This window comes from Lacisediminihabitans sp., from assembly GCF_036569425.1.
Lineage (GTDB): Bacteria > Actinomycetota > Actinomycetes > Actinomycetales > Microbacteriaceae > Lacisediminihabitans.
Genome location: NZ_DATCQQ010000061.1, coordinates 1 through 20,765 on the forward strand (window position 1 = coordinate 1; position 20,765 = coordinate 20,765).

General features: G+C 68.3%; 22 protein-coding genes, 1 tRNA gene and 1 rRNA gene. 21 read left to right on the plus strand and 3 right to left on the minus strand.

Features of this window, described 5'->3' with window-relative positions; genetic code table 11:
• The 18 genes from rrf to der all read left to right on the plus strand — a co-directional run.
• Positions 1-77: ribosomal RNA gene (gene rrf, locus VIM54_RS10165) — 5S ribosomal RNA — on the plus strand; the annotation flags it as partial.
• A gap of 108 nt (positions 78-185) precedes the next feature.
• Positions 186-1,217, plus strand: coding sequence for a hypothetical protein (locus tag VIM54_RS10170; RefSeq protein ID WP_331901039.1), 1,032 nt, complete (start codon positions 186-188; stop codon positions 1,215-1,217).
• The gene (locus VIM54_RS10175) at positions 1,210-2,214 is read left to right on the plus strand and encodes an HAD-IIA family hydrolase (protein WP_331901040.1); all 1,005 of its coding nucleotides are present in this window, start codon (positions 1,210-1,212) and stop codon (positions 2,212-2,214) included. Before VIM54_RS10170 ends, VIM54_RS10175 begins: the two co-directional genes overlap by 8 nt.
• A 9-nt stretch (positions 2,215-2,223) precedes the next feature.
• A complete protein-coding gene (locus tag VIM54_RS10180; protein ID WP_331901041.1) occupies positions 2,224-2,409 on the plus strand; it encodes a hypothetical protein in 186 nt (61 codons plus the stop codon).
• Positions 2,402-3,205 (plus strand): TlyA family RNA methyltransferase, encoded by an 804-nt coding sequence (locus tag VIM54_RS10185; protein ID WP_331901042.1) that lies wholly within the window; start codon positions 2,402-2,404, stop codon positions 3,203-3,205. The genes VIM54_RS10180 and VIM54_RS10185 overlap by 8 nt, the downstream gene beginning before the upstream one ends.
• A gap of 127 nt (positions 3,206-3,332) precedes the next feature.
• Positions 3,333-4,241 (plus strand): NAD kinase, encoded by a 909-nt coding sequence (locus tag VIM54_RS10190; RefSeq protein WP_414673210.1) that lies wholly within the window; start codon positions 3,333-3,335, stop codon positions 4,239-4,241.
• Complete coding sequence (gene recN, locus VIM54_RS10195; protein WP_331901046.1) at positions 4,238-5,935, plus strand: DNA repair protein RecN; 1,698 nt, start codon at positions 4,238-4,240, stop codon at positions 5,933-5,935. Before VIM54_RS10190 ends, recN begins: the two co-directional genes overlap by 4 nt.
• Before the next feature lie 122 nt (positions 5,936-6,057).
• Entirely contained in the window at positions 6,058-7,701 is a 1,644-nt protein-coding gene (locus tag VIM54_RS10200) for a CTP synthase (protein ID WP_414673209.1), read from the plus strand.
• Positions 7,694-8,341 (plus strand): NUDIX domain-containing protein, encoded by a 648-nt coding sequence (locus VIM54_RS10205; RefSeq protein ID WP_331901048.1) that lies wholly within the window; start codon positions 7,694-7,696, stop codon positions 8,339-8,341. The genes VIM54_RS10200 and VIM54_RS10205 overlap by 8 nt, the downstream gene beginning before the upstream one ends.
• A complete protein-coding gene (gene xerD, locus VIM54_RS10210) occupies positions 8,334-9,272 on the plus strand; it encodes a site-specific tyrosine recombinase XerD (protein WP_331901050.1) in 939 nt (312 codons plus the stop codon). Before VIM54_RS10205 ends, xerD begins: the two co-directional genes overlap by 8 nt.
• Positions 9,273-9,557: 285 nt before the next feature.
• Positions 9,558-10,448, plus strand: coding sequence for a ParA family protein (locus VIM54_RS10215; protein ID WP_331901052.1), 891 nt, complete (start codon positions 9,558-9,560; stop codon positions 10,446-10,448).
• Positions 10,432-11,256, plus strand: coding sequence for a ScpA family protein (locus VIM54_RS10220; protein WP_331901054.1), 825 nt, complete (start codon positions 10,432-10,434; stop codon positions 11,254-11,256). Before VIM54_RS10215 ends, VIM54_RS10220 begins: the two co-directional genes overlap by 17 nt.
• Entirely contained in the window at positions 11,246-11,845 is a 600-nt protein-coding gene (scpB, locus tag VIM54_RS10225) for an SMC-Scp complex subunit ScpB (protein ID WP_331901056.1), read from the plus strand. The genes VIM54_RS10220 and scpB overlap by 11 nt, the downstream gene beginning before the upstream one ends.
• The gene (locus tag VIM54_RS10230) at positions 11,835-12,635 is read left to right on the plus strand and encodes a pseudouridine synthase (RefSeq protein WP_331901058.1); all 801 of its coding nucleotides are present in this window, start codon (positions 11,835-11,837) and stop codon (positions 12,633-12,635) included. Before scpB ends, VIM54_RS10230 begins: the two co-directional genes overlap by 11 nt.
• Position 12,636: 1 nt before the next feature.
• On the plus strand, positions 12,637-12,999 hold the full coding sequence (gene aroH / locus VIM54_RS10235) for a chorismate mutase (protein ID WP_331901060.1): 363 nt from the start codon (positions 12,637-12,639) through the stop codon (positions 12,997-12,999).
• Complete coding sequence (locus VIM54_RS10240; RefSeq protein ID WP_331901062.1) at positions 13,000-14,097, plus strand: prephenate dehydrogenase; 1,098 nt, start codon at positions 13,000-13,002, stop codon at positions 14,095-14,097.
• A 113-nt stretch (positions 14,098-14,210) separates the two neighbouring features.
• Positions 14,211-14,867 (plus strand): (d)CMP kinase, encoded by a 657-nt coding sequence (cmk, locus tag VIM54_RS10245; protein ID WP_331901070.1) that lies wholly within the window; start codon positions 14,211-14,213, stop codon positions 14,865-14,867.
• Between the two features lie 48 nt (positions 14,868-14,915).
• Positions 14,916-16,439 carry a ribosome biogenesis GTPase Der gene (der, locus tag VIM54_RS10250; protein WP_331901064.1) on the plus strand — a complete coding sequence of 508 codons (1,524 nt, stop codon included), beginning with the start codon at positions 14,916-14,918 and terminating at the stop codon, positions 16,437-16,439.
• A 140-nt stretch (positions 16,440-16,579) separates the two neighbouring features.
• Here the strand turns inward: der and VIM54_RS10255 are convergent, their stop codons facing one another.
• Positions 16,580-18,016: an HNH endonuclease signature motif containing protein gene (locus VIM54_RS10255; protein ID WP_331901066.1), complete on the minus strand. Its 1,437-nt coding sequence runs from the start codon at positions 18,014-18,016 to the stop codon at positions 16,580-16,582.
• A 291-nt stretch (positions 18,017-18,307) separates the two neighbouring features.
• Between VIM54_RS10255 and VIM54_RS10260 the strand changes: the two genes are divergently transcribed.
• Positions 18,308-18,796 (plus strand): NUDIX hydrolase, encoded by a 489-nt coding sequence (locus VIM54_RS10260; protein WP_331901067.1) that lies wholly within the window; start codon positions 18,308-18,310, stop codon positions 18,794-18,796.
• On the opposite strand, the gene VIM54_RS10265 is transcribed toward VIM54_RS10260, so the two are convergent.
• Positions 18,793-19,722: an NAD-dependent epimerase/dehydratase family protein gene (locus VIM54_RS10265; protein ID WP_331901068.1), complete on the minus strand. Its 930-nt coding sequence runs from the start codon at positions 19,720-19,722 to the stop codon at positions 18,793-18,795. The two genes, VIM54_RS10260 and VIM54_RS10265, sit on opposite strands and share 4 nt — an antisense overlap.
• A gap of 259 nt (positions 19,723-19,981) precedes the next feature.
• On the opposite strand from VIM54_RS10265, the gene VIM54_RS10270 reads away from it, so the two are divergent.
• A tRNA-Pro gene (locus VIM54_RS10270) sits at positions 19,982-20,055 on the plus strand.
• 80 nt (positions 20,056-20,135) lie between these two features.
• Here VIM54_RS10270 and VIM54_RS10275 read toward each other — a convergent pair.
• Positions 20,136-20,510, minus strand: coding sequence for a tyrosine-type recombinase/integrase (locus VIM54_RS10275; RefSeq protein WP_331901072.1), 375 nt, complete (start codon positions 20,508-20,510; stop codon positions 20,136-20,138).
• 59 nt (positions 20,511-20,569) lie between these two features.
• Between VIM54_RS10275 and VIM54_RS10280 the strand changes: the two genes are divergently transcribed.
• Positions 20,570-20,765: putative Ig domain-containing protein (locus VIM54_RS10280; RefSeq protein WP_331901069.1), on the plus strand; the 196-nt coding region annotated here is incomplete at its 3' end.

Genomic DNA, 20,765 nt, shown 5'->3' on the forward strand with positions numbered 1-20,765 from the left:
CGAACCCGGAAGCTAAGACTCTCTGCGCCGATGGTACTGCAAGGGGGACCTTGTGGGAGAGTAGGACACCGCCGGACTTCTTCGTTCAGATGGCCACCCCGATACCGGGGTGGCCATCCTGCGTTAACCACCCACCACCCAACACTCATTACAGTTCAATAGAGATCGTTTAGCAGGGAGACATCGTGTCCGATTCAGGAGACCGCGGCAAGCGACCCGGAGAGAAGCCGGGCGGCAACCGTCCGGAAGCCGGGCGGCCGAGCCGTGGCGGACCTGCTGGCGATCGACCCAGGCGCGACGGCGACCGGCCGGCAGGCGCCGGCCGCGGTCGGCCGGAGGCGGACCTGAGCCGCAATCCCCGCGAGAACCGATCCGGCGACCGCCCGGGCTATCAGGGCCGATCGCCTCGTGAGGTCGAGGATCGCGACCCGTTCGGCACCAAGTCGGTGCGCACTCGTCACGACGATCCGGAGATACCCGAGAGCGTTCAACCCCAGGACCTGGACCGGGTCGCCCGCACCCAGCTCAAGACCCTGAGCAAGGAGAACGCCGACGGCGTTGCCCGCCATCTCGCGATGGTCGCGAACCTGATCGAAACCAACCCCGGGCTCGCGCACGCCCACGCCGTGTCGGCGGCGAGGCGAGCCGGACGCATCGCCGTCGTGAGGGAGACCCTCGCCATCACGGCCTACTCGATCGGGGACTTCGCCCTCGCCCTGAGGGAACTGCGCACCTATCGCCGCATCTCCGGCAAGGACGACCAGTTGCCGCTGATGGTGGACAGCGAACGAGGCCTCGGCCGACCGGACCGCGCGCTGGAACTCGGTCGCTCAGTGCCCCGCGAGAGCCTTCCGGTTGAGGTGCAGGTGCAGCTGGCGATAGCGATGTCCGGCGCGCGCCTGGACCTCGGCCAGACCGATGCGGCGCTCGATGAACTGAAGATCCCGCAGCTCGACCCCGACAAGGCCTTCTCCTGGAGCCCGGCGCTCTTCGATGCCTACGCCGCAGTCCTCGAGGACCTCGGTCACGAAGACGAGGCGGAGGAGTGGTGGCAGCGCTCCGACCGGGCGATGAACGCCCTCGGCGCCGGTGACGGGGAAGACGACGTGATCGAGGTCGTGGAGGAGGACTTCGACGAGGATGTCGATGCCGCCGATGAGTCGATCGGCACTGGCGGCGACCCGCAGGGAGAGCACGCGGAGCCAGAGCGTGACTGACGCGACGCCGCTCGACGGCGTCGACGTTCTGCTGGCCGACCTTGATGGCGTCGTCTACCAGGGCCCGGACGCCATCCCCTACGCCGTGGACGCCCTCAATCGTGCGGCCGAACACTTGCGCGTGGGCTACATCACCAACAACGCGTCGCGCACCGCGGCGTCAGTGGCCTCGCACCTGACGTCGCTCGGTCTCGAGGTGTCCGCCGCCGACGTGGTCACGTCGCCCCAGGCGGCCGTGCGGTTGCTCGCGCACCTGGTGCCAGCCGGCTCCCGCATCCTCGTGGTCGGGGGAGAGGGCCTCACGAGCGAGGTCGACAAGGCCGGGTTCGTCGTCACCGATTCGGCGCTCGACTCGCCGGCGGCGGTGATCCAGGGCTTCGCGCCGGAGGTCGGCTGGACGCAGCTCGCCGAGGCCTCGTTCGCGCTGCACACCGGAATCCCGTGGGTCGCGACGAATACCGACTGGACAATCCCCGTCGCCCGCGGAATCGCGCCGGGAAACGGGACGCTGGTGTCCGCCGTGCACTCGGCGGTGGGACGGCTTCCCGTAGTCGCCGGTAAGCCAGAGGTGGCCATCTTCGAGGAGGCGGTCACCCGGTTCGGAGCGACGAAGGCCCTCTTCCTCGGCGACCGGCTGGACACCGACATCCTCGGGGCGAACCGCGCCGGGATCTCCTCGGCCCTCGTGCTTACCGGTATCGACCGCGCCAAACAGGTGCTCGCCGCCGACAAGAACTCCCGCCCCACCTTCATCCTCGAGGACCTTCGGCAGCTCCGCGAGCCGTACCCCGAGACGATCGAGACGACGCTGTCGACCGGAGACCGCGTGTTTCGGGTGGGCTCCGCCGAGGTGATCCTGAGCGGGAGCGTGGTGAGCGTTCGAGCGCCGGGCGAGCGCCGCGTCGACCTGTTGCGGGCAGGCGCCGCCGCGATCTGGGGCTCCGGCATGGCGATTTACGGACTCGACGTGCCGACCGAACTGCACTCGGAGGGGTAGCGTTGAGGCATGCCTGACGAGAACTCGACAGTTTCCGGGGCGTCGGGAGGCGCCGATGACCCCGGTGCGCTGCTTTCGCGCCTGCGACTCATCGAAGACCAACCCCTCGACCAGCGCGCCACCGCATTCGCCCAGATCCACGATCGGCTGCAGCAGACCCTCGAGGGCGGGGACGCTCAGCAGCAGCATGGCTGAGGCGCGCCTCGATGCGGCCCTCGCCGAACGCGGCATCGCGCGTTCGAGAACCCAGGCCGCCCGGTTGATCGCCGACGGCTCGGTCACGGTCGACGGCCAGACGGTGCTCAAGGCGTCGACGAAGGTCGACGAGTCCAGCGTGCTCGCGCTGACCGCGCTCGACCATTACGTGAGCCGCGCCGCGCACAAGCTGCTCGCCGCGCTCGACGAGTTCGCGATCGAGGTGAGGGGTCGCGAGGCGCTCGACGTGGGAGCATCCACCGGCGGATTCAGCCAGGTGCTGCTCGAGCGCGGCGCGGCGAGCGTGGTCGCCCTCGACGTGGGACACGGCCAGCTCGATCCGATCGTGGCCCGGGACGAACGCGTGGTGGTGATCGAGGGGTTCAACGCCCGAGACCTGACCCCGCACTCGCTCGACGAGGCGGCCGGTCGGCACGTGGACGCGAGCCTCGTCGTGGGGGACCTGTCCTTCATCTCGCTGACCACGGTGCTCCCGGCGCTCACCGCGACCGTCGGGCTCGAGGCGGACTATGTGCTCCTCATCAAGCCGCAGTTCGAGGTGGGGCGCACCGGGATCCGGGAGGGGATCGTGCACGAACCCGGCCTGCGAGCCGACGCGATCGCTGGTGTGCTCTGGGCAGCCTGGGACCTCGGCCTGTCGACCGCGGGGCTCATCTCCTCGCCAATTCTCGGAGGGGCCGGCAATCAGGAGTATCTGGCTTGGCTGAGCGCCGAAGCCGGCACCAATCCGACAGAATGGAGTGACCGAGTCTCTGCCCTGTCTCGAACGAAGTGATTCGAACGAGTCGAAGGGAACGAGCCGAATCGTCTCGATCACGCCGATTCGTCCCTGGGACCAGATCCTTCCGATCGACCGCAACATCGCCCGACGCACGAGGAGTAACCAAGTGGCTGCACGGTACATGCTGGTCGTCGCTCACACGGGGCGCCAGGACTCGCTCGACTCGGCGGTGAAGGTGAGCCGCCAGCTCATCGCGGCGGGAGTGACCCCGGTGATCAAGCCGGACGAATACGCCGACGTGCTCGCCCAGGCCCCGGACCTCACCGCGATCGAAGTGCTCGGCGACGCCATCGACATCGGCGAACTGGAGCTCGTGATCGTGCTCGGCGGGGACGGGACCATCCTGCGTGCCGCGGAACTCGCGCGAGGCTCATCCGCGCCCCTGCTAGGCGTCAACCTCGGACACGTCGGATTCCTCGCGGAGAGTGAACGGGACAACCTCACCGAGACGGTTCGCCGGGCGCTCGCCCGCGACTACCTCGTCGAAGAGCGCATGACGCTGTCCGTGCGGGTGAAGGTGGAGTCCCAGGTGGTCTACGAGACGTGGGCCCTCAACGAGGCGACCGTCGAGAAGGCCAGCCGGGAGCGGATGCTCGAGGTAGTGATCGAGGTCGATGGCCGGCCGCTCTCCTCCTTCGGCTGCGACGGTGTGGTCATGTCGACGCCGACCGGATCGACCGCGTACGCCTTCTCCGCCGGCGGGCCCGTCGTCTGGCCGAGCCTCGACGCAATGCTGCTCGTGCCTCTGAGTCCGCACGCCCTCTTCGGGCGCCCGCTCGTCGTTGGGCCGGAATCGGTCTTCGCCGTGGAGGTGCTCCAACGCACCCAGGGCATCGGCGTGCTGTGGTGCGACGGACGGCGTTCCAAGGACCTGCCGCCGGGTGCGCGCGTGATCGTTCGACGATCCCCGGTGCCCGTGCGGCTCGCTCGCCTGCACCAGGGCCCGTTCACCGACCGCCTCGTGGGCAAGTTCAACCTGCCGACCAACGGCTGGCGGGGTCCGGCAGACGGCGAAGGCGCGTCCCAGTGATCGAAGAGATCTCCATCCGCAACCTCGGCGTGATCGGCGAGGCCATCCTTCCGCTCGGCCCCGGATTCACGGCCCTCACCGGGGAGACAGGCGCGGGCAAGACCATGGTCGTCACGGCGCTCGGTCTCCTGCTCGGCGACCGGTCGGACGGATCGGTGCTGCGGCAGGACGGCGGTTCGGCGGTAGTGGAGGGCCACTGGCAGATCGAGCCGGACGGGGTCGTGGCGGAGCGCGTGCGCGACGTCGGAGGCGATGTGGATGGCGGCGAACTCATCCTCGGCCGGTCGGTGTCCCAGGACGGCCGCAGCCGTGCCGTCGTCGGCGGTCGGGCGGCGCCGGTCGGCGTTCTCAACGAGATCGGCCAGCAGCTCGTGGTGGTGCACGGCCAGTCCGACCAGGTGCGGCTCCGCTCCGCCACGGCGCAACGCGAGGCCCTCGACCGATTCGCCGGCCAGGCCCTCTCCGGTCTGCTCGCCGACTACCAGTCCACCTACCGTCGCTGGCAGTCGAACCAGGGCGAGCTCGATGTGCTCGTGGCCGAGCGGGATCGACGAGTGCTGGAGGCGGAGGAGCTGCGCATCGCGATGGCCGAGATCGAGGAGGCCGACCCGAAACCCGGTGAAGACGCCGAGCTCGCCGAACGCGCCGAGCTGCTGACCAACCTCGAAGACCTCCGCCTCGCCGCGGGCCAGGCGCACGAACTCGTGTCGTCGGAGAGTCTCGACGACCCGCGCGACGTGATCGGGCTGCTCGACACGGCGAGACGCCAGCTCGAGCGAGTGGCGACCCATGACCCCGCGCTCGAGCCGATCGTCGAGGCGATCGCCAACGCGAGCTTCGTCGTGGCAGACGTGTCCAGCCAGATCTCCAGCTACCTTGGCGGCCTCGACACCGATGGCGGCCGCGAACTCGAGGCCGTGAACGAGCGCCGGGCCGTGCTCGGATCCCTCATCCGCAAGTACGGGCCGACCCTCGAAGACACCATCGAGTACCTGGAGAGCGGCAGCACCCGCCTGCTCGAACTCGACCACGACGCCGACCGCATCGAGAGCCTCGGCGCGGAGGTGGCCGCCGACCGGGAGCGTGTCGTCGACCTCGCCGCGCGGCTGAGCGACGTGCGCCGGGAGGCCGCCGTGCGGCTCTCCGAGCGGGTGACGGCCGAACTCGGTGCCCTCGCGATGCAGAACGCCCGGCTCGTGGTCGAGGTCACCGACCGCGAGGACTACGGCCTCACCGGAAAAGACACCGTGTCGATCCTGCTCGCCCCGCACCAGGGTGCTGAGCCGCGACCGCTCGGCCGCGGCGCGTCCGGGGGAGAGCTCTCCCGGGTGATGCTCGCGATCGAGGTGGTGATCGCTGGAAGCGACCCGGTGCCGACCTTCATCTTCGACGAGGTGGATGCCGGGGTGGGCGGTGCGTCGGCGATCGAGGTCGGGCGTCGCCTCGCCCGGCTGTCCCGCACCGCCCAGGTGATCGTGGTGACCCACCTCGCGCAGGTCGCCGCCTTCTCCACCAACCACCTGCGGGTCGTGAAGGACAGCGACGGAGCGGTGACGGCGAGCAGTGTGCAGCAACTCCACGGCGAGGAGCGCATCGCCGAGATGGCGCGGCTGCTCTCCGGCCTGCCCGACTCCGAGAGTGGCCTGGCCCACGCCCGCGAGCTGCTCGACACGGCCCGCGCACTCGACACCTGACCGATCGGTGTTCCGCCGCGGGCGAAACCGGCCTGTCGGTGGCCGAAAGTGGGCGAAGCCCGGTGATAGTCTGTAATCCCGTGGTGGTTAAACAGAGCGCGGACGTTACCAAGCATATTTTCGTGACGGGTGGTGTCGTTTCGAGTCTCGGTAAGGGACTCACGGCAGCGAGTCTCGGCAACCTTCTCACCGCGCGGGGTCTTCGCGTGGTCATGCAGAAGCTCGACCCGTATCTCAACGTGGACCCGGGCACGATGAACCCGTTCCAGCACGGCGAGGTGTTCGTGACCGACGACGGGGCGGAGACCGACCTCGACATCGGGCACTACGAGCGTTTCCTCGACATCAACCTCAACCAGGCGGCCAACGTCACCACCGGCCAGATCTACTCGACGGTGATCGCCAAGGAGCGCCGCGGCGAGTACCTGGGCGACACCGTTCAGGTGATTCCGCACATCACCGACGAGATCAAGCGTCGTATGCGCCTTCAGGCATCTGTCGAGGCCGGCGACGACCGACCGGACGTGATCATCACCGAGGTCGGCGGCACCGTGGGCGACATCGAGTCCCAGCCGTTCCTCGAGGCGGCGCGCCAGGTGCGTCACGAGATCGGCCGCTCCAACTGCTTCTTCGTGCACGTCTCCCTCGTGCCGTACCTCAACGCGTCCGGTGAGCAGAAGACCAAGCCCACCCAGCACTCCGTCGCGGCGCTGCGTTCGATCGGTATCCAGCCGGATGCCATCGTGCTGCGGTCGGACCGGCCGGTACCCGAATCGATGAACCGCAAGATCGCGCTGATGTGCGACGTGGATCCCGAGGCCGTGGTCAACGCGATCGACGTGCCGTCGATCTACGACATCCCGACCATGCTGCACGACCAGGGGCTCGACGGCTACATCATCGAGCACTTCGGTCTCGAGGCGAACGACGTCGACTGGTCAGGCTGGAGCGACCTGCTCGCCGCGGTGCACGAACCCAAGTTCGACGTGACGATCGGCCTTGTCGGCAAGTACATCGACCTGCCGGACGCCTACCTCTCGGTGACCGAGGCACTGCGGGCCGGCGGCTTCGCCCAGCAGACCAAGGTCAACATCCGCTGGATCCCGTCCGACGAGTGCGAGACACCGGAGGGCGCCGCGCGCCTGCTCTCGGATGTCGACGGAATCTGCGTGCCCGGCGGTTTCGGCGTGCGCGGTATCGAAGGCAAGCTCGGCGCCCTGCGATTCGCGCGGGAGAACAACATCCCGGCACTCGGACTGTGCCTCGGCCTGCAGTGCATGGTGATCGAGTACGCGCGCAACGTCGTTGGGCTCGACGGGGCGTCATCGTCGGAGTTCGATCCGGAGACCGAGTTTCCGGTTATCGCGACGATGGCGGAACAGGTGGACATCATCGCCGGGGGCGACCTCGGCGGCACCATGCGGCTCGGGCTCTACCCGGCCGACCTCGCCGACGGCTCCATCGTGGCCGGCGTGTACGGCGCGGCGCAGGTGTCCGAGCGGCACCGGCACCGCTACGAGGTGAACAACGCGTATCGTGGCCGGATTTCCGACGCGGGGCTCTGGTTCTCCGGAGTATCGCCGGACGGGCATCTCGTGGAGTTCGTTGAGCTGCCGAGCGATGTGCACCCGTATTACGTGGGCACGCAGGCGCACCCGGAGCTTCGCTCGCGCCCCAACCGCGCTCACCCGCTGTTCAAGGGACTCGTCGGGGCGGCACGCGAACGCCAGGAGGCAAGCCGCCTGTTCCCCGTCACGGATGCCTGAGCGAGCAATGAACGGCGAACTGGCGGACGAGCCGTACCCCGTCGCGATCACGTCGAGCGAGGTGGTCTTCGAGGGCCGGGTGTGGAACGTGCGGCACGAGACCTTCGCCTATGGGGACACCATCATCGCCCGGGACTACATCGACCACACGGGCGCGGTGGCGGTACTGGCCCTGGACGAGCGCGGCCGGGTGCTCCTGATCAAGCAATACCGGCATCCGATCGGTGCCAGGGACTGGGAGATCCCCGCCGGCCTACTCGATCTCGACGGTGAATCGCCGGTGAAGGCAGCGCAACGGGAACTCGCCGAAGAGGTGGATCTCGTGGCCGAGCGCTGGGACCTGCTCTGCGACTTCGCCACATCCCCGGGCGGGAGCAACGAGGCCATCCGCGTGTATCTCGCGCGCGGCGTGAGCGATGCGCCGCACGCGTTCGAGCGCGAGGAGGAGGAAGCCGACCTCGAGAAGAGGTGGGTGGACCTCGAAGAGGTGGTGGACGCCGTGCTCAACCGCCGCGTGGCGAACTCGATCCTGTCGTTCGCGGTGCTCGCCGCGCATGCCGCCCGCGAACGCGGCTGGTCGACCCTGGGCGACGCCGAATCGCCGTGGCCACGGCATCCGAAATTCTCGCCCGGTGACTAGCGAGCCCCCGACGGCGCTCGACCGAGCGCTCGACCGGTACCTCAGGCACGTCTCGATCGAGCGCGGCCTGTCGACCAACACCGTCGCCGCGTACCGCCGCGACCTCGCCGCGTATCTCGAGTCGCTCCGCGGGCGCGGGGTCACGACCCCGGAGGGAATCGCCGAGGCCGACGTCTCGGCCTTCGCGCAGCACCTGCGCACCCGGCCCGACTCGCCGCTCACCGCCTCGTCGATGGCGAGAATGCTGTCCTCGGTGCGCGGGTTCCACCGGTTCCTGCTCGAGGAGCGGCTCGCCCCGGAGGACGTCGCGTCCGACGTGAAGCCGCCCAAGCTCGCCAGTCGCCTGCCGAAGGCGATCACGATCGAGCAGATGGCGGCCGTGCTCGACGCGGCGGGCGGCGACGACCTTCAGTCCCTGCGCGACAAGGCGCTGCTGGAGCTGCTGTACGCGACAGGGGCGCGCATCTCGGAGGCCGTCGACCTCAACGTGGACGATGTACTGGGGGTCGAGGAAGGCAGCGCGGATGTCGTGCGGCTGTTCGGCAAGGGCGGAAAGCAGCGCATCGTGCCGCTCGGGAGCTACGCGCGGGCAGCGATCGACGCATACCTCGTGCGGGCCCGGCCCATCCTGTCGGTGCGCGGCCCGTCCACCCCGGCGCTGTTCCTGGGCCTGCGCGGCCAGCGGGTGTCCCGGCAGAACGCGTGGCTGATCATCCGCGCCCGGGCAGAACAGGCGAAGCTCGGCATCGAGATCTCGCCGCACACCTTCCGTCACTCGTTCGCCACCCACCTGCTCGCCGGCGGGGCGGATGTGCGGGTCGTGCAGGAACTGCTCGGCCACTCCTCGGTGGCGACGACCCAGATCTACACGCTCGTGACCGCGGACACGCTTCGGGACATGTACACGACGGCGCACCCGCGGGCACGCTGACCAGGCGTCCGGCCCAGCACCGCGCCCCGGGAGAAGTGCTCGCGGCGGGGGTTGTGCCCCGTCATGGCGGGGAAACCGCGTCGCGGAGGGAGTCGTAACCCCCGCCGCCAGGCGTCTTCTCCCGCCACCACGCGGTGCTGGTCCGCGTCGCAGCGTTCACGCTGACCGGATGACGGCCTCCCGGTGATCCCGCGGCGCGCGCGGGTCGCGGCGGCCATCCACACTCGCTTTGGTAGAATCGAGGCAATCGGCAGCGGCCGGCGACCAAGGGTAAGGAATGTCGGGATGACAGCGAAGCGCAACGAAACGGCCGAACAACTCACCGGTTTCGAGCTCGCTCCGAATGGCCCGACCGGCCGACCCCGCAGCGTCTTCGCCGTTCCAGCGCCGCTCAAGGGCCACGGCCCGGCTCGCATCATCGCCCTCTGCAACCAGAAGGGCGGCGTCGGCAAGACGACGACGGCGATCAGCCTCGGCGCCTCCGTCGCCGACTACGGACGCCGGGTTCTCGCGGTGGACTTCGACCCGCAGGGTGCCCTCTCCGCCGGCCTCGGCATCGCGTCCCACGACGTTCCGAACATCTACGACCTCATGCTCGGCACGGTCAAGGACGCCCATGAGGCAATCCAGCAGACTGCGACACCGAACCTCGACGTGATCCCCGCGAACATCGATCTCTCGGCGGCGGAGGTGCACCTCGTGAACGAGGTGGCCCGCGAGCAGATTCTGGCCCGGGTGCTTCGCCAGGTGAAAGACGACTACGACGTCGTTCTGATCGACTGCCAGCCGTCCCTCGGCCTGCTCACGGTGAACGCCCTCACTGCAGCGCACGGCGTGCTCATCCCGCTCGAGTGCGAGTTCTTCGCGCTGCGCGGGGTGGCCCTGCTCGTGGAGACGATCGACAAGGTGAAGGACCGGCTCAACCCCGCCCTCGAGCTCGACGGCATCCTCGCCACGATGTACGACTCTCGCACCCTGCACTCGCGCGAGGTGCTCGAGCGCGTCGTCGAGACCTTCGGCGACCGGGTGTTCGAGACCGTGATCGGCCGCACCGTGAAGTTTCCGGATGCGAGCGTCGCCGGGGCGCCCATCACCCAGTTCGCCCCTGACCACCAGGCGGCGGAGGCCTACCGCCAGCTGGCCAGAGAGTTGATCACCCGTGGCGCAATCGCCTAGCTCCGACGCGCTCGAGGAGGTTGCGGCCTCCGGATTCTCGGTGCGGCTCACCAACTTCAACGGGCCGTTCGACCTTCTGCTCTCTCTCATCGCGAAGCACGAACTCGACGTCACCGAGATCTCCCTGAGCATCGTCACCACCGAATTCATTGCCTACCTCCGCGAACTCGACTCGGTGGAGGAGCTCGACCAGGCGAGCGAATTCCTCGTCGTGGCGGCCACGCTGCTCGACCTCAAGGTGGCCGGGCTGCTTCCCCAGGGCGAACTCGTGGATGCCGAGGACGTGGCGCTTCTCGAGGCCCGCGACCTGCTTTTCGCCAGACTGCTGCAGTACCGGGCCTTCAAGGAGGTGACGGCGTGGTTCTCCACCGCGCTCGAGACCGAGTCGGCCAGGCACGTGCGCTCCGTGCGGCTCGAAGAGAAGTACCGCAAGCAGACACCCGAGCTCGTCTGGACACTGAGCCCCGACGACTTCGCGGCTCTCGCCGCGCTCGCCCTCGCGCCGCGCGAACTGCCGACCGTCGGGCTCGACCACCTGCACGCGCCCCTCGTCAGCATCCGGGAGCAGGCGGCGTACGTCGTGGCACTGCTGCGCGGGGGAGCGCCGATGACGTTCCGCCAGCTCATCGCCGGGGCCGACGTCACCGGGGTGATCGTCGCACGGTTTCTCGCCATCCTCGAGTTGTACCGCGGCGCCACGATTTCGTTCGACCAGCTGGAACCGCTGGGCGAACTGACCATTCAATGGACCGCCGAGCAGTGGTCGGAAGAAAGCCTGGCCAGTTTGGGAGCCGACTATGACAATTGACCTTTTCGACGGGACCGAGGCAGACGCCTCCGCGACCACGATCGACCTGGAGAGAAGTCTCGAGGCGATTCTCATGGTGGCGGACGAGCCGCAGAGTCTCGTGAGCCTCGCGACCTCGCTCGGCGCACCGGTCGCCGCCGTTCGGCAGTCCATCGACCGGCTCGTCGCCGACTTCGACGGCTTCGACGGGGGTGTTCGGCGCGGCTTCGAATTGCGCGAGGTGGGCGGTGGCTGGCGCATCTACGTGCGCGGAGACTACGACGACATCGTGCGCGACTTCGTGCTCACCCAGAACCCCTCCCGACTGTCCCAGGCGGCGCTCGAGACTCTCGCCGTGATCGCCTACAAGCAACCCATCAGCCGGGGCGCGATCGCCTCCATCCGTGCCGTCAACGTCGATTCCGTCGTTCGCACCCTCCTCGGTCGCGGTCTCATCACCGAGGCCTTCACCGACAGCGAGACCGGAGCCATCCACTATGCAACCACCGACGTTTTGTTGAGCCAGCTCGGCGTGAACTCCCTCGACGAGCTGCCCCAGATCTCCCCCCTTCTCTCCGACGGTTCGAACGGGTTCGACGATGTCGCCTGACGTCGGGCGCGAGGCCTCCGACGACGGGGTGCGCCTGCAGAAGCTCATGGCGGCGGCCGGGGTCGCCTCCCGGCGGGTGTCCGAGAACATGATCGAGGCCGGCCGGGTGCAGGTGAACGGCGAGGTGGTGACCGAGCTCGGTCGCCGGGTGCAGGAAACCGACCTGGTCTCGGTGGATGGCGTGGCCATCCAACTCGACACCTCGCGCCGTTACCTCATGCTCAACAAGCCGGTCGGCATCGTCAGCTCCCTGCAGGACGACCGTGGCCGGCCCGACCTCCAGCGGTTCGTCTCCCGCTACGACGAGCGGCTGTTCAACGTGGGCCGACTCGACGCGCAGACCTCGGGCCTGCTCATCCTCACCAACGACGGAGAACTCGCCCACGTGCTCGCGCATCCGTCGTTCGGTGTGCTCAAGACCTACATCGCCAAGGTGGAGGGGCGCGTGTCTCCGCAGACGATCGGCAGGCTCACCGCCGGCGTGGACCTCGAGGACGGTCCGATCGCCGCCGACAAGGCCCGCATCATCGGCCAGGCCGGCGCGAGCGAGACCGTCGTCGAGATCACCCTGCACTCCGGGCGCAATCGCATCGTGCGCCGGATGCTCGAGGCGGTCGGCCACCCCGTGATCGACCTCGTCCGCCGCCAGTTCGGCCCGCTGCACCTCGGCACCCTCGCGCCCGGTGAGATCCGCGATCTCACGAAGGCGGAACTCGGCGCACTCCTTACGATCTCCCGCGACGCGACGAACGCCGGTGCTGACGCCGACGCGACAGAGGCGGGGGACTAGCGTGGCAGTGCGGGCGATCCGGGGCGCGATCCAGGTGGATCGAGACGACAGGGACGAGGTGCTGCGGGCGACGGCGGAGCTGCTGGCCAAGTCGCTGCACGCGAACGAGATCGACACGGAGGCGCTCATCTCGGTAATGTTCACGGCGACGCCGGACATCACGAGCGAGTTCCCGGCCCTGGCCGCGCGAGAGCTTGGTCTCGGCGACGTACCCCTCATATGCGCGGTGGAAATGGATGTCGTCGGCTCCATGCCCCGCGTGATTCGGCTGATGGCGCTGGTGGAGAGCGATACGCCGAGGCGCTACATCCAGCACACTTATCTTCGCGGGGCAGTTCAGCTTCGCCTCGACCTTGCCCAGTAGGTGGTAGACGTGAACAGTCGAATCGTCGGTGAAGTGCGCGTCGTGGGCGCCGGTCTGCTCGGCGCGAGCGTCGGGCTCGGCCTGCGCGCCAGGGGCGTGGACGTGATCGTGCACGACGCGTCGCCCGCCAACCTGCGCCTGGCCATCGACTACGGCGCGGGTCGCGCGGCACGGGACACCGACAATCCGACACTCATCGTGGTGGCCGTGCCCCCGGATGTGACGGCCGCCGTGGTCGCCGCGGAACTCGCCGCCTTTCCGGATGCCCTCGTCACGGATGTCGCGAGCGTGAAGGCGGCGCCGCTCGCCGAGTTGCTGGCTACCGGCGCCGACGTGGGCCGGTACATCGGGTCTCACCCCCTCGCGGGCCGGGAACGCGGGGGCGCGATCTCCGCGCGGGCCGACCTGTTCATCGGCCGGCCGTGGGTGATTACCCCGCACGGCCCGACTCCGGTTGGCGAGGTCGGCCTGATCGAGGACCTCGTGCTCGACCTCGGCGCCGTGCCGGTGACCATGACCGCCGAACAGCACGACTCCAGCGTCGCCCTCGTCTCGCACGTGCCCCAGGTGATCGCCTCTCTGCTCGCCGCCAGGCTCAATTCGGCGCCCGAATCGGCGCTGTCCCTCTCCGGCCAGGGCCTTCGCGACACGACCCGTATCGCGTCGAGCGATCCGGAGCTGTGGGTGCAGATTCTGGGGGCGAACTCCGCCAAAGTCGTGCGCATCCTGCACGCCTACCGCGAGGACCTCGACACGATCATCGCCGCTCTCGAAACGCCCGACGTCGCCGGGGCCCGGCGGGCCGTGGCCGAGTCGCTCGCCGCCGGCAACTCCGGGGTGTCCCGCATCCCGGGCAAGCACGGCCAGGACCGGCGCTTCGGCCAGCTCGTGGTGATGGTCGACGACAAGCCGGGCGAACTCGCCCGCCTGCTCACCGAGATCGGTGAGGCCGGAGTGAACATGGAAGACCTCAGGCTGGAGCACTCGCCCGGTGCACAGATCGGGCTCGCCGAGATCTCGGTGCTCGCCGAGGTGGAGGAACGCCTCGCCGCCGAGCTCGAGGCCGGCGGCTGGAAGATCGCGGGAGCCTGGAAGTGACACGAACGGATGTGACACGAACGGCGGAGACACGAACGACAGTGACACGAACGGCAGTGACACGATCGGCAGTGACACGATCGGCAGCGACACGAACGGCGGAGACACGAACGATTGTGGCCGTCGACGGTCCGGCCGGCAGCGGCAAATCCAGCGTGAGCAGGGCGGCCGCCCGCGCGCTTGGGTTCGACTACCAGGACAGCGGCGCCGCCTACCGCGCGCTGGCCTGGAACGCGCTTGAGCACGGCGTCGACACCGAGGACGCGGATGCGGTGCTCGCCTCGCTCGACGACTTCGACTATCGCATCGGCACCGACCCGGACGACTACTTCGTGCGGGTCGGCGGAACGGATGTGACCCAGGCGATTCGTGAACCCCGCGTCACGGGCGTGGTGAGCGCCATCGCCCGCATCCCCGCGGTGCGCGCGCGCCTCGTCGAGCTCTTCCGGCGCGTGATCGAGGCGAGCGATCGCCCGGGCATCATCACCGAGGGGCGGGACATCACCACAGTCGTGGCACCGGACGCCGATGTTCGGATTCTGCTCACGGCATCCGAAGAAGCTAGAATGGCGAGGCGGTCGGCTGAAACACCGGAGCACTCGGCCAGAGCCGTCGCCGAGCAACTCAGTTCACGTGATGCCCAGGATTCCCGGGTTGTCGACTTCATGAACGCCGCAGATGGTGTGACCACCATCGATTCCACCAATCTCGACTTCGACCAGACCGTCTCGGCGGTCGTGGACCTAGTGCGCACATCGCGGGTCGAGTAGCACGACGCGAACCGTCGGGCGCATCGAGACCTCATAAGGAAAAGCCCCATGCCAGACAACAACGACCAAGAGCACGACGAGTACGGCGACCTCGACCCCAAGCTGAGCGAGAAGATCGCGGAGCTGGACGAGTCGGACGCGCTCATGCGCGCGAACGCTCTCCGTGCCGGCCTCGACGACTACGACCTCAATGAGGAAGACCTCGACATCCTCGAGACCGCGACCGATGACCCGGACGCGATCATCTACCTCCCGGCGTTGCCGGTGCTCGCGATCGTCGGCCGCCCGAACGTGGGAAAGTCCGCGCTCGTCAACCGCATCCTCGGCCGTCGCGAGGCCGTCGTTCAGGACACCCCAGGGGTCACGCGTGACCGGGTGGCCTACAAGGCCGAACACGGCGTGCGTCGCTTCACCCTGATGGACACCGGCGGATGGGAGCCGGACGCCAAGGGAATCAACGCCTCCGTCGCGGCGCAGGCCGAGATCGCCGTCGAGCTCGCCGATGCCGTCTTGTTCATCGTCGACGCCAATGTCGGCGCGACCTCCACCGACGAGCACGTGGTGCGCATGCTGCGCGCCACGAAGAAGCCGGTCATTCTCGTTGCCAACAAGGTGGATGACGCCCGCCAGGAGCCGGAGGCCGCCGGCCTTTGGAGCCTCGGCCTCGGCCAGCCGTGGCCCGTCTCGGCACTGCACGGCAGGGGAGTGGCCGACCTGCTCGACCACGTTCTCACCGTGCTGCCCGAGGTGTCCACCGTGGCGAAGGAAGAGGTGGGCGGACCGCGCCGGGTCGCCATCCTCGGCCGCCCGAACGTGGGCAAGTCGAGCCTGCTCAACAAGGCGGTCGGCGAGGAGCGGGTCGTCGTGAACGAGCTCGCCGGAACCACGCGCGACCCCGTCGACGAGCAGGTCGAGCTCGGCGGCAAGGTCTGGCGCTTCGTCGACACCGCCGGCATCCGTCGCCGCATGAACCTCGCCCAGGGCGCCGACTTCTACGCCTCCCTGCGCACGAGTGCGGCCCTCGAGAAGGCTGAAGTGGCCGTGGTTGTGCTCGACGTGAGTGACGTGATCAGCGAGCAGGATGTGCGCATCATCGACCTCGTGCTCGAGTCGGGCCGTGCGCTCGTGCTCGCCTTCAACAAGTGGGACCTGCTGGACGATGACCGCCGCCGCTACCTCGAACGGGAGATCGAACAGGACCTCGCCCACGTGGCCTGGGCTCCGCGCGTGAACATCTCGGCGCGCACCGGGCGCCATCTCGAGAAGCTCGTGCCGGCGCTCGAGCTCGCACTCAAGTCCTGGGACACCCGCATCCCCACTGGCAAGTTCAACGCCCTCGTCGCCGAGCTCGCGTCCGAGCATCCGCACCCCGTGCGTGGCGGCAAGCAGCCCCGCATCCTGTTCGGAACCCAGGCGGCCACGCGGCCGCCGACGTTCGTGCTCTTCACGACCGGATTCCTCGACCCCGGCTACCGTCGTTTCATTACCCGGCGCCTGCGCGAGATCTTCGGCTTCGAGGGAAGCCCGATCAACGTCAACATGCGGGTGCGCGAGCGTCGCAAGCGCACCTAGCGAGTCGTCTGTCATGCGCGCCGAGGGGCGTCGCGACCTGCGATGGCCGACGCTGTCGGCGATTCGCGCTGTCGGCGATCCGCGCTGTCGGCGGCTCACGCCGTTGCGGCCGGCGCGCGCGACCGGCGGACTTCCGCGCACTACCGTGATGAGGCATCGATCGCGGCGCTCTGGCTGATCAGTCGGATCGGCTTCTGTTCCGGGTCCACGCATGGTGGGGGCGTCAGGTAGTAGGTGGCTCCGTTGCGGTGGATTTCCCAGCCGTTGTTGTGGAAGTCCAGATGGTGTCGTCGGCACAAGAGCAGACCGTCGGCGATGTTGGTGTCGCCGTGGTCTCGGTGCCAGTGGTTGATATGGTGTGCTTCGCACCAGGACGGTGGGCGGTCGCAGCCGGAGGCCATGCAGCCGCCGTCGCGAGCGGCCATGCCGATGCGTTGTCGTTCGGTGAAGAGGCGCTGGTTGCGGCCGACGTTGACGCACTGGCCGTCGTCGTCGAAGCCGAGAGCGATGGTGCCGGTGTCGCAGATGTGGCGATAGACGGTGCTCATCGGCACCAGGTCGGCCTGCCCTTCCAGCCGGCCATGTCCGGCCCTCGCCGAGAGGTGAGCGCCGGTGACGAGAACCCGCACCGCCGGTCTTCTGGCACCGTGCATGACGGTGGGGTCGGCGTCCACGGCGAGTCGGATCATTCCGACGAGGCCGTCGGCGGCGATCTGCTCCCGTGTCCGTGCGTCAGCGAGGAGATCCTCCGCCGCCTGCACGGCATCGGGGTGCACGAACCGGGGACCTCCCCGTCGTGGCGACAGGAGGGCGTCGAAGGCGGTGGCGATAATCAGTCCGTCCTCGGGTGCAAGCCGCCAGAATCCACAGTGCATGCCGGCGGCATCCGTCCACATTCGCACCGAGCGAAGATCGTCGCGTTGCTTCTCCCGGCGAGCGATTCCTTCCTCGTCGAGCCGATCACGCAACTGGCGGGCACGTCGAGACAGAGCTTCCGGTGTCACACCGGCAGCTCCGGCGATCAGTTCGTCGGCCGCCGCGGAGAGCTGGGCGGCGGTGACGGCAGCATCGACCTCGCCGAGCGCCCGGCGAATGGAGTCGGCGCCATCGATCGACAATGCCCCGGAATTGAGCGCGGCCACCAGAGGTCGCTGCCAGAGAGGTGCTTCGGAATCCGGGTCCGAGCGCTGCGCGGCTGAGGGCTCGGTGGTGGAAGGCTCATCGGGGGACGGCGAGTCCGGGGTGACGGCCTCGGCACGCGCGATCAGAGTGCCGACCTCGATCAGCTTCATCGCGTCCCTGTGTGAGACTCCCTGGGTGGCCTGCACCATTTGCGCGGCAGAGAGGAACCCGGCAGTGGCCGCCATTCCCGAGTGCCCGAGTTCAGGGCGGGAGCGGTGCGCAGTCTCCCCGGCGATCATCGCCGCATAACGGTTGCCGAAGCCGAGGAGTGAACCGACCAACTCGGATGCGGCCCTCAGCTCCGTATCCGTCAGAGGTGCGATATCGACCGAAATCCCTCCGAGCGCTGCGACACCGGCGGCGGTGCGGATCAGTGCCTCGGGGAGCGTTTCCATAGCCCCATTTTACGACATTCGAAGATATGTTCGAAAGCTTTGAACGCGAATGGGGATAACTTCTTCTCCACAGGTAGACCGCGGAGAAGATGCGCAGGGCGGCGAGGAGAACAGACGACGGACCGGACGCGCACGATGCGAGGGGAACTGACGACGGGCAGGACGCGCACACAGCGAGGAGAACCGACGGGAGAGGACGCGCACGGTGAGGACGGTCGGAACTGGGCACGAGCCAGTGCCCACGCGACCGAAAAGTGCCTGCGCCATCCTCGGCGGGGGCATGCTTAAGGGGTGAGCAACGACATCCCGCCGCCCCTGCCGCCCTACGGCGTGCGTGACTCGGGCGACGCCTGGGTGATGGGACCGGATGGCGAGAAGTTCTGGGGCCGCTTTGGCGCGGCCGGCCTGCTGGTCTGGCACCGCTCCCTCGGCGTGCTGCTGCAGCACCGGGTGGGCTGGAGCCATTTCGGAGGCACGTGGGGGCTGCCGGGCGGCGCGCGCAAGGCGGGGGAGTCGGCGGTGGATGGCGCACTGCGGGAGGCCGCGGAGGAGGCGACAGTGCCGCCGGAGCTGCTGCGCATCCTGCACACCTCCGTTCTCGACCTCGGTTACTGGTCGTACACGACCGTCGTCGCCGAGGCGATCGAGGAGTTCGAGCCCGTGATTGCCGACGCGGAGAGCGCCGAACTGCGCTGGGTGCTGGTGGATGAGGTTACCGAGCTCAGCCTGCATCCCGGGTTCGCCGCCGCGTGGCCAGAACTGCGCGAGCTGCTCGATTAGCGGCGGTAGCACGCGAGAGTCCTCTCGATCGCCTCGTCGATCGGAGTCGCGGTGATCCCCAGCCGGGTGATCTTGGTGCTGTCCACCACGAAGTCCTCCTCGAACTCGTAGGCCATCTCCACGACCTCGCGAATGGTGCGGTTGGCGAGTCCGAGCATCCGCAGGACCACAGTCGGGATGCTGCCTACCTTTCCCGAGGTCCTGGCGAGCCGGTAGGCCGTCTCGATCATGTGGCGCGTCGACTGCGGATGCGGGTCGTTGGGCAGGTGCCATACCTCGCCCTCCGCCTCGGGCGTGAGGGCGAGAGTCGCCAGGCCCTCGCCGATGTCCGGGATGAACGTGTAGCTGTGCAGCTTGTCCGGGTTTCCGATCACGCTCACGTTCTTGCCCGCGAGCACGCGGGGGAACACCCGGTCGCCGAGAGGCGAGGACGCGCCGCCGCCCGGACCGTAGTAGTCGGATGCCCGTCCACTGACCACCCGCACGCGGCCCTCGGCGCGTGCCCGCCAGAGTGTGTCCGCCATCCGCTTGCGCACCGCGCCCTTGCGCGTGTGCGGATTCTCCGGGGTGAGCTCGGTGAGCGGCTCGCCATTCTGTCGGCCGTAGGAGTACAGGTTGTCCATGTTCACGAACAGGGCGCCGTTCGTCTCCGCCGCGGCCAGCACGCTCGCCTGGAGGGCGGGGAAGTCCTGTGCCCAGAGATAGTAGGGCGGGTTGAGGATCTGATAGACCGCCGTGGCCCCGACCGAAACGGATCGGGTGAATTTGTGATTCATGGCGTCCCCGCCGACGACCTCCACGCCATCCGGTACGGTCGCCCGACCCGATCGATTGATCATGCGCACGGTCTGGCCGCGGTTCACCAGGGCGTGCATCGTGGCACGACCAACAGGGCCTGTGCCGAAGATCACATGGTCGGGTGTCATGAGGGTCCCCTTCTCGATGGTTCCACTGTGCCAGCAGATGCGCCGTCGCGCACGGGACTTTCGGTTCTTGTCTCCCCGGCGGGTGGCGCCTGGGCGTGAGCGGCCGAACTTGCCGCTAAGCTAGATTCTCGGTGCTGGTCGAGGCGCGCTTCAGGGCAAATCTCGACCGGAACAAGTCACGGGCTGTGGCGCAGCTTGGTAGCGCACTTGACTGGGGGTTAGGCGGGCTAGCAGTTGCAACACGGCAAAAACTAAACAACGGGCTGTAGCGCAGCTTGGTAGCGCACCTGACTGGGGGTCAGGGGGTCGCAGGTTCAAATCCTGTCAGCCCGACAAAAATGCCTGATGAAACGCAAGTTTCATCAGGCATTGTCGTTTTCTGAGGGCTAGATCTCTGGGCCCCTTCTGGTCCCCTAGAAGGTCGGCCCGCCTTCCCGCTTTACGCCCAGGGTTCGCCTCCGTGACGAGGGGGGACCAGAAGGGGACCAATTCGCCAGGAAAGCGTTGGCCTGCTTCGCCGCTGAGGCGAGGTGGCGGTGGTCGGCGTGCAGATATTTGCGGGTGGTTTCGAGGGACTGGTGACCGAGGATCTTCTGCAGGACATGTAGCGGGATGCCGGAGTCTGCCATCCAGGTTGCGCCGGTGTGGCGGAGGCCGTGGCGGGTCAGATCGGGCAGGCCGAGCCCGGCGACGAGGGCGTCCCATCCCGTGGCATCCCGGACCGTCGCACTAGTGAGAACTCCTCCAGTACACGGTCTTCGGTGGTTCCACGCCCGGGGTCGCCGCAGGTGGCATCGTGATCCCTGGCGGGTTCACCTACCTGGCAGCGCCGGTGATTACTACCACTGTGATCGATCCGGCGGTTGCGGGGACTGCGTTTAGTCAGCTGATCGGGGTGACCGGGCCGGGTCCGATCACCTGCGCGGTCACTGTTGGTGCCTTGCCGGCTGGGTTGAGCTTGGATCTGACCACGTGCACGATTTCGGGCACACCGACGACGGCGGGTCCCTACTCGTTCACGATCACGGCGACCGGTCCGGGGG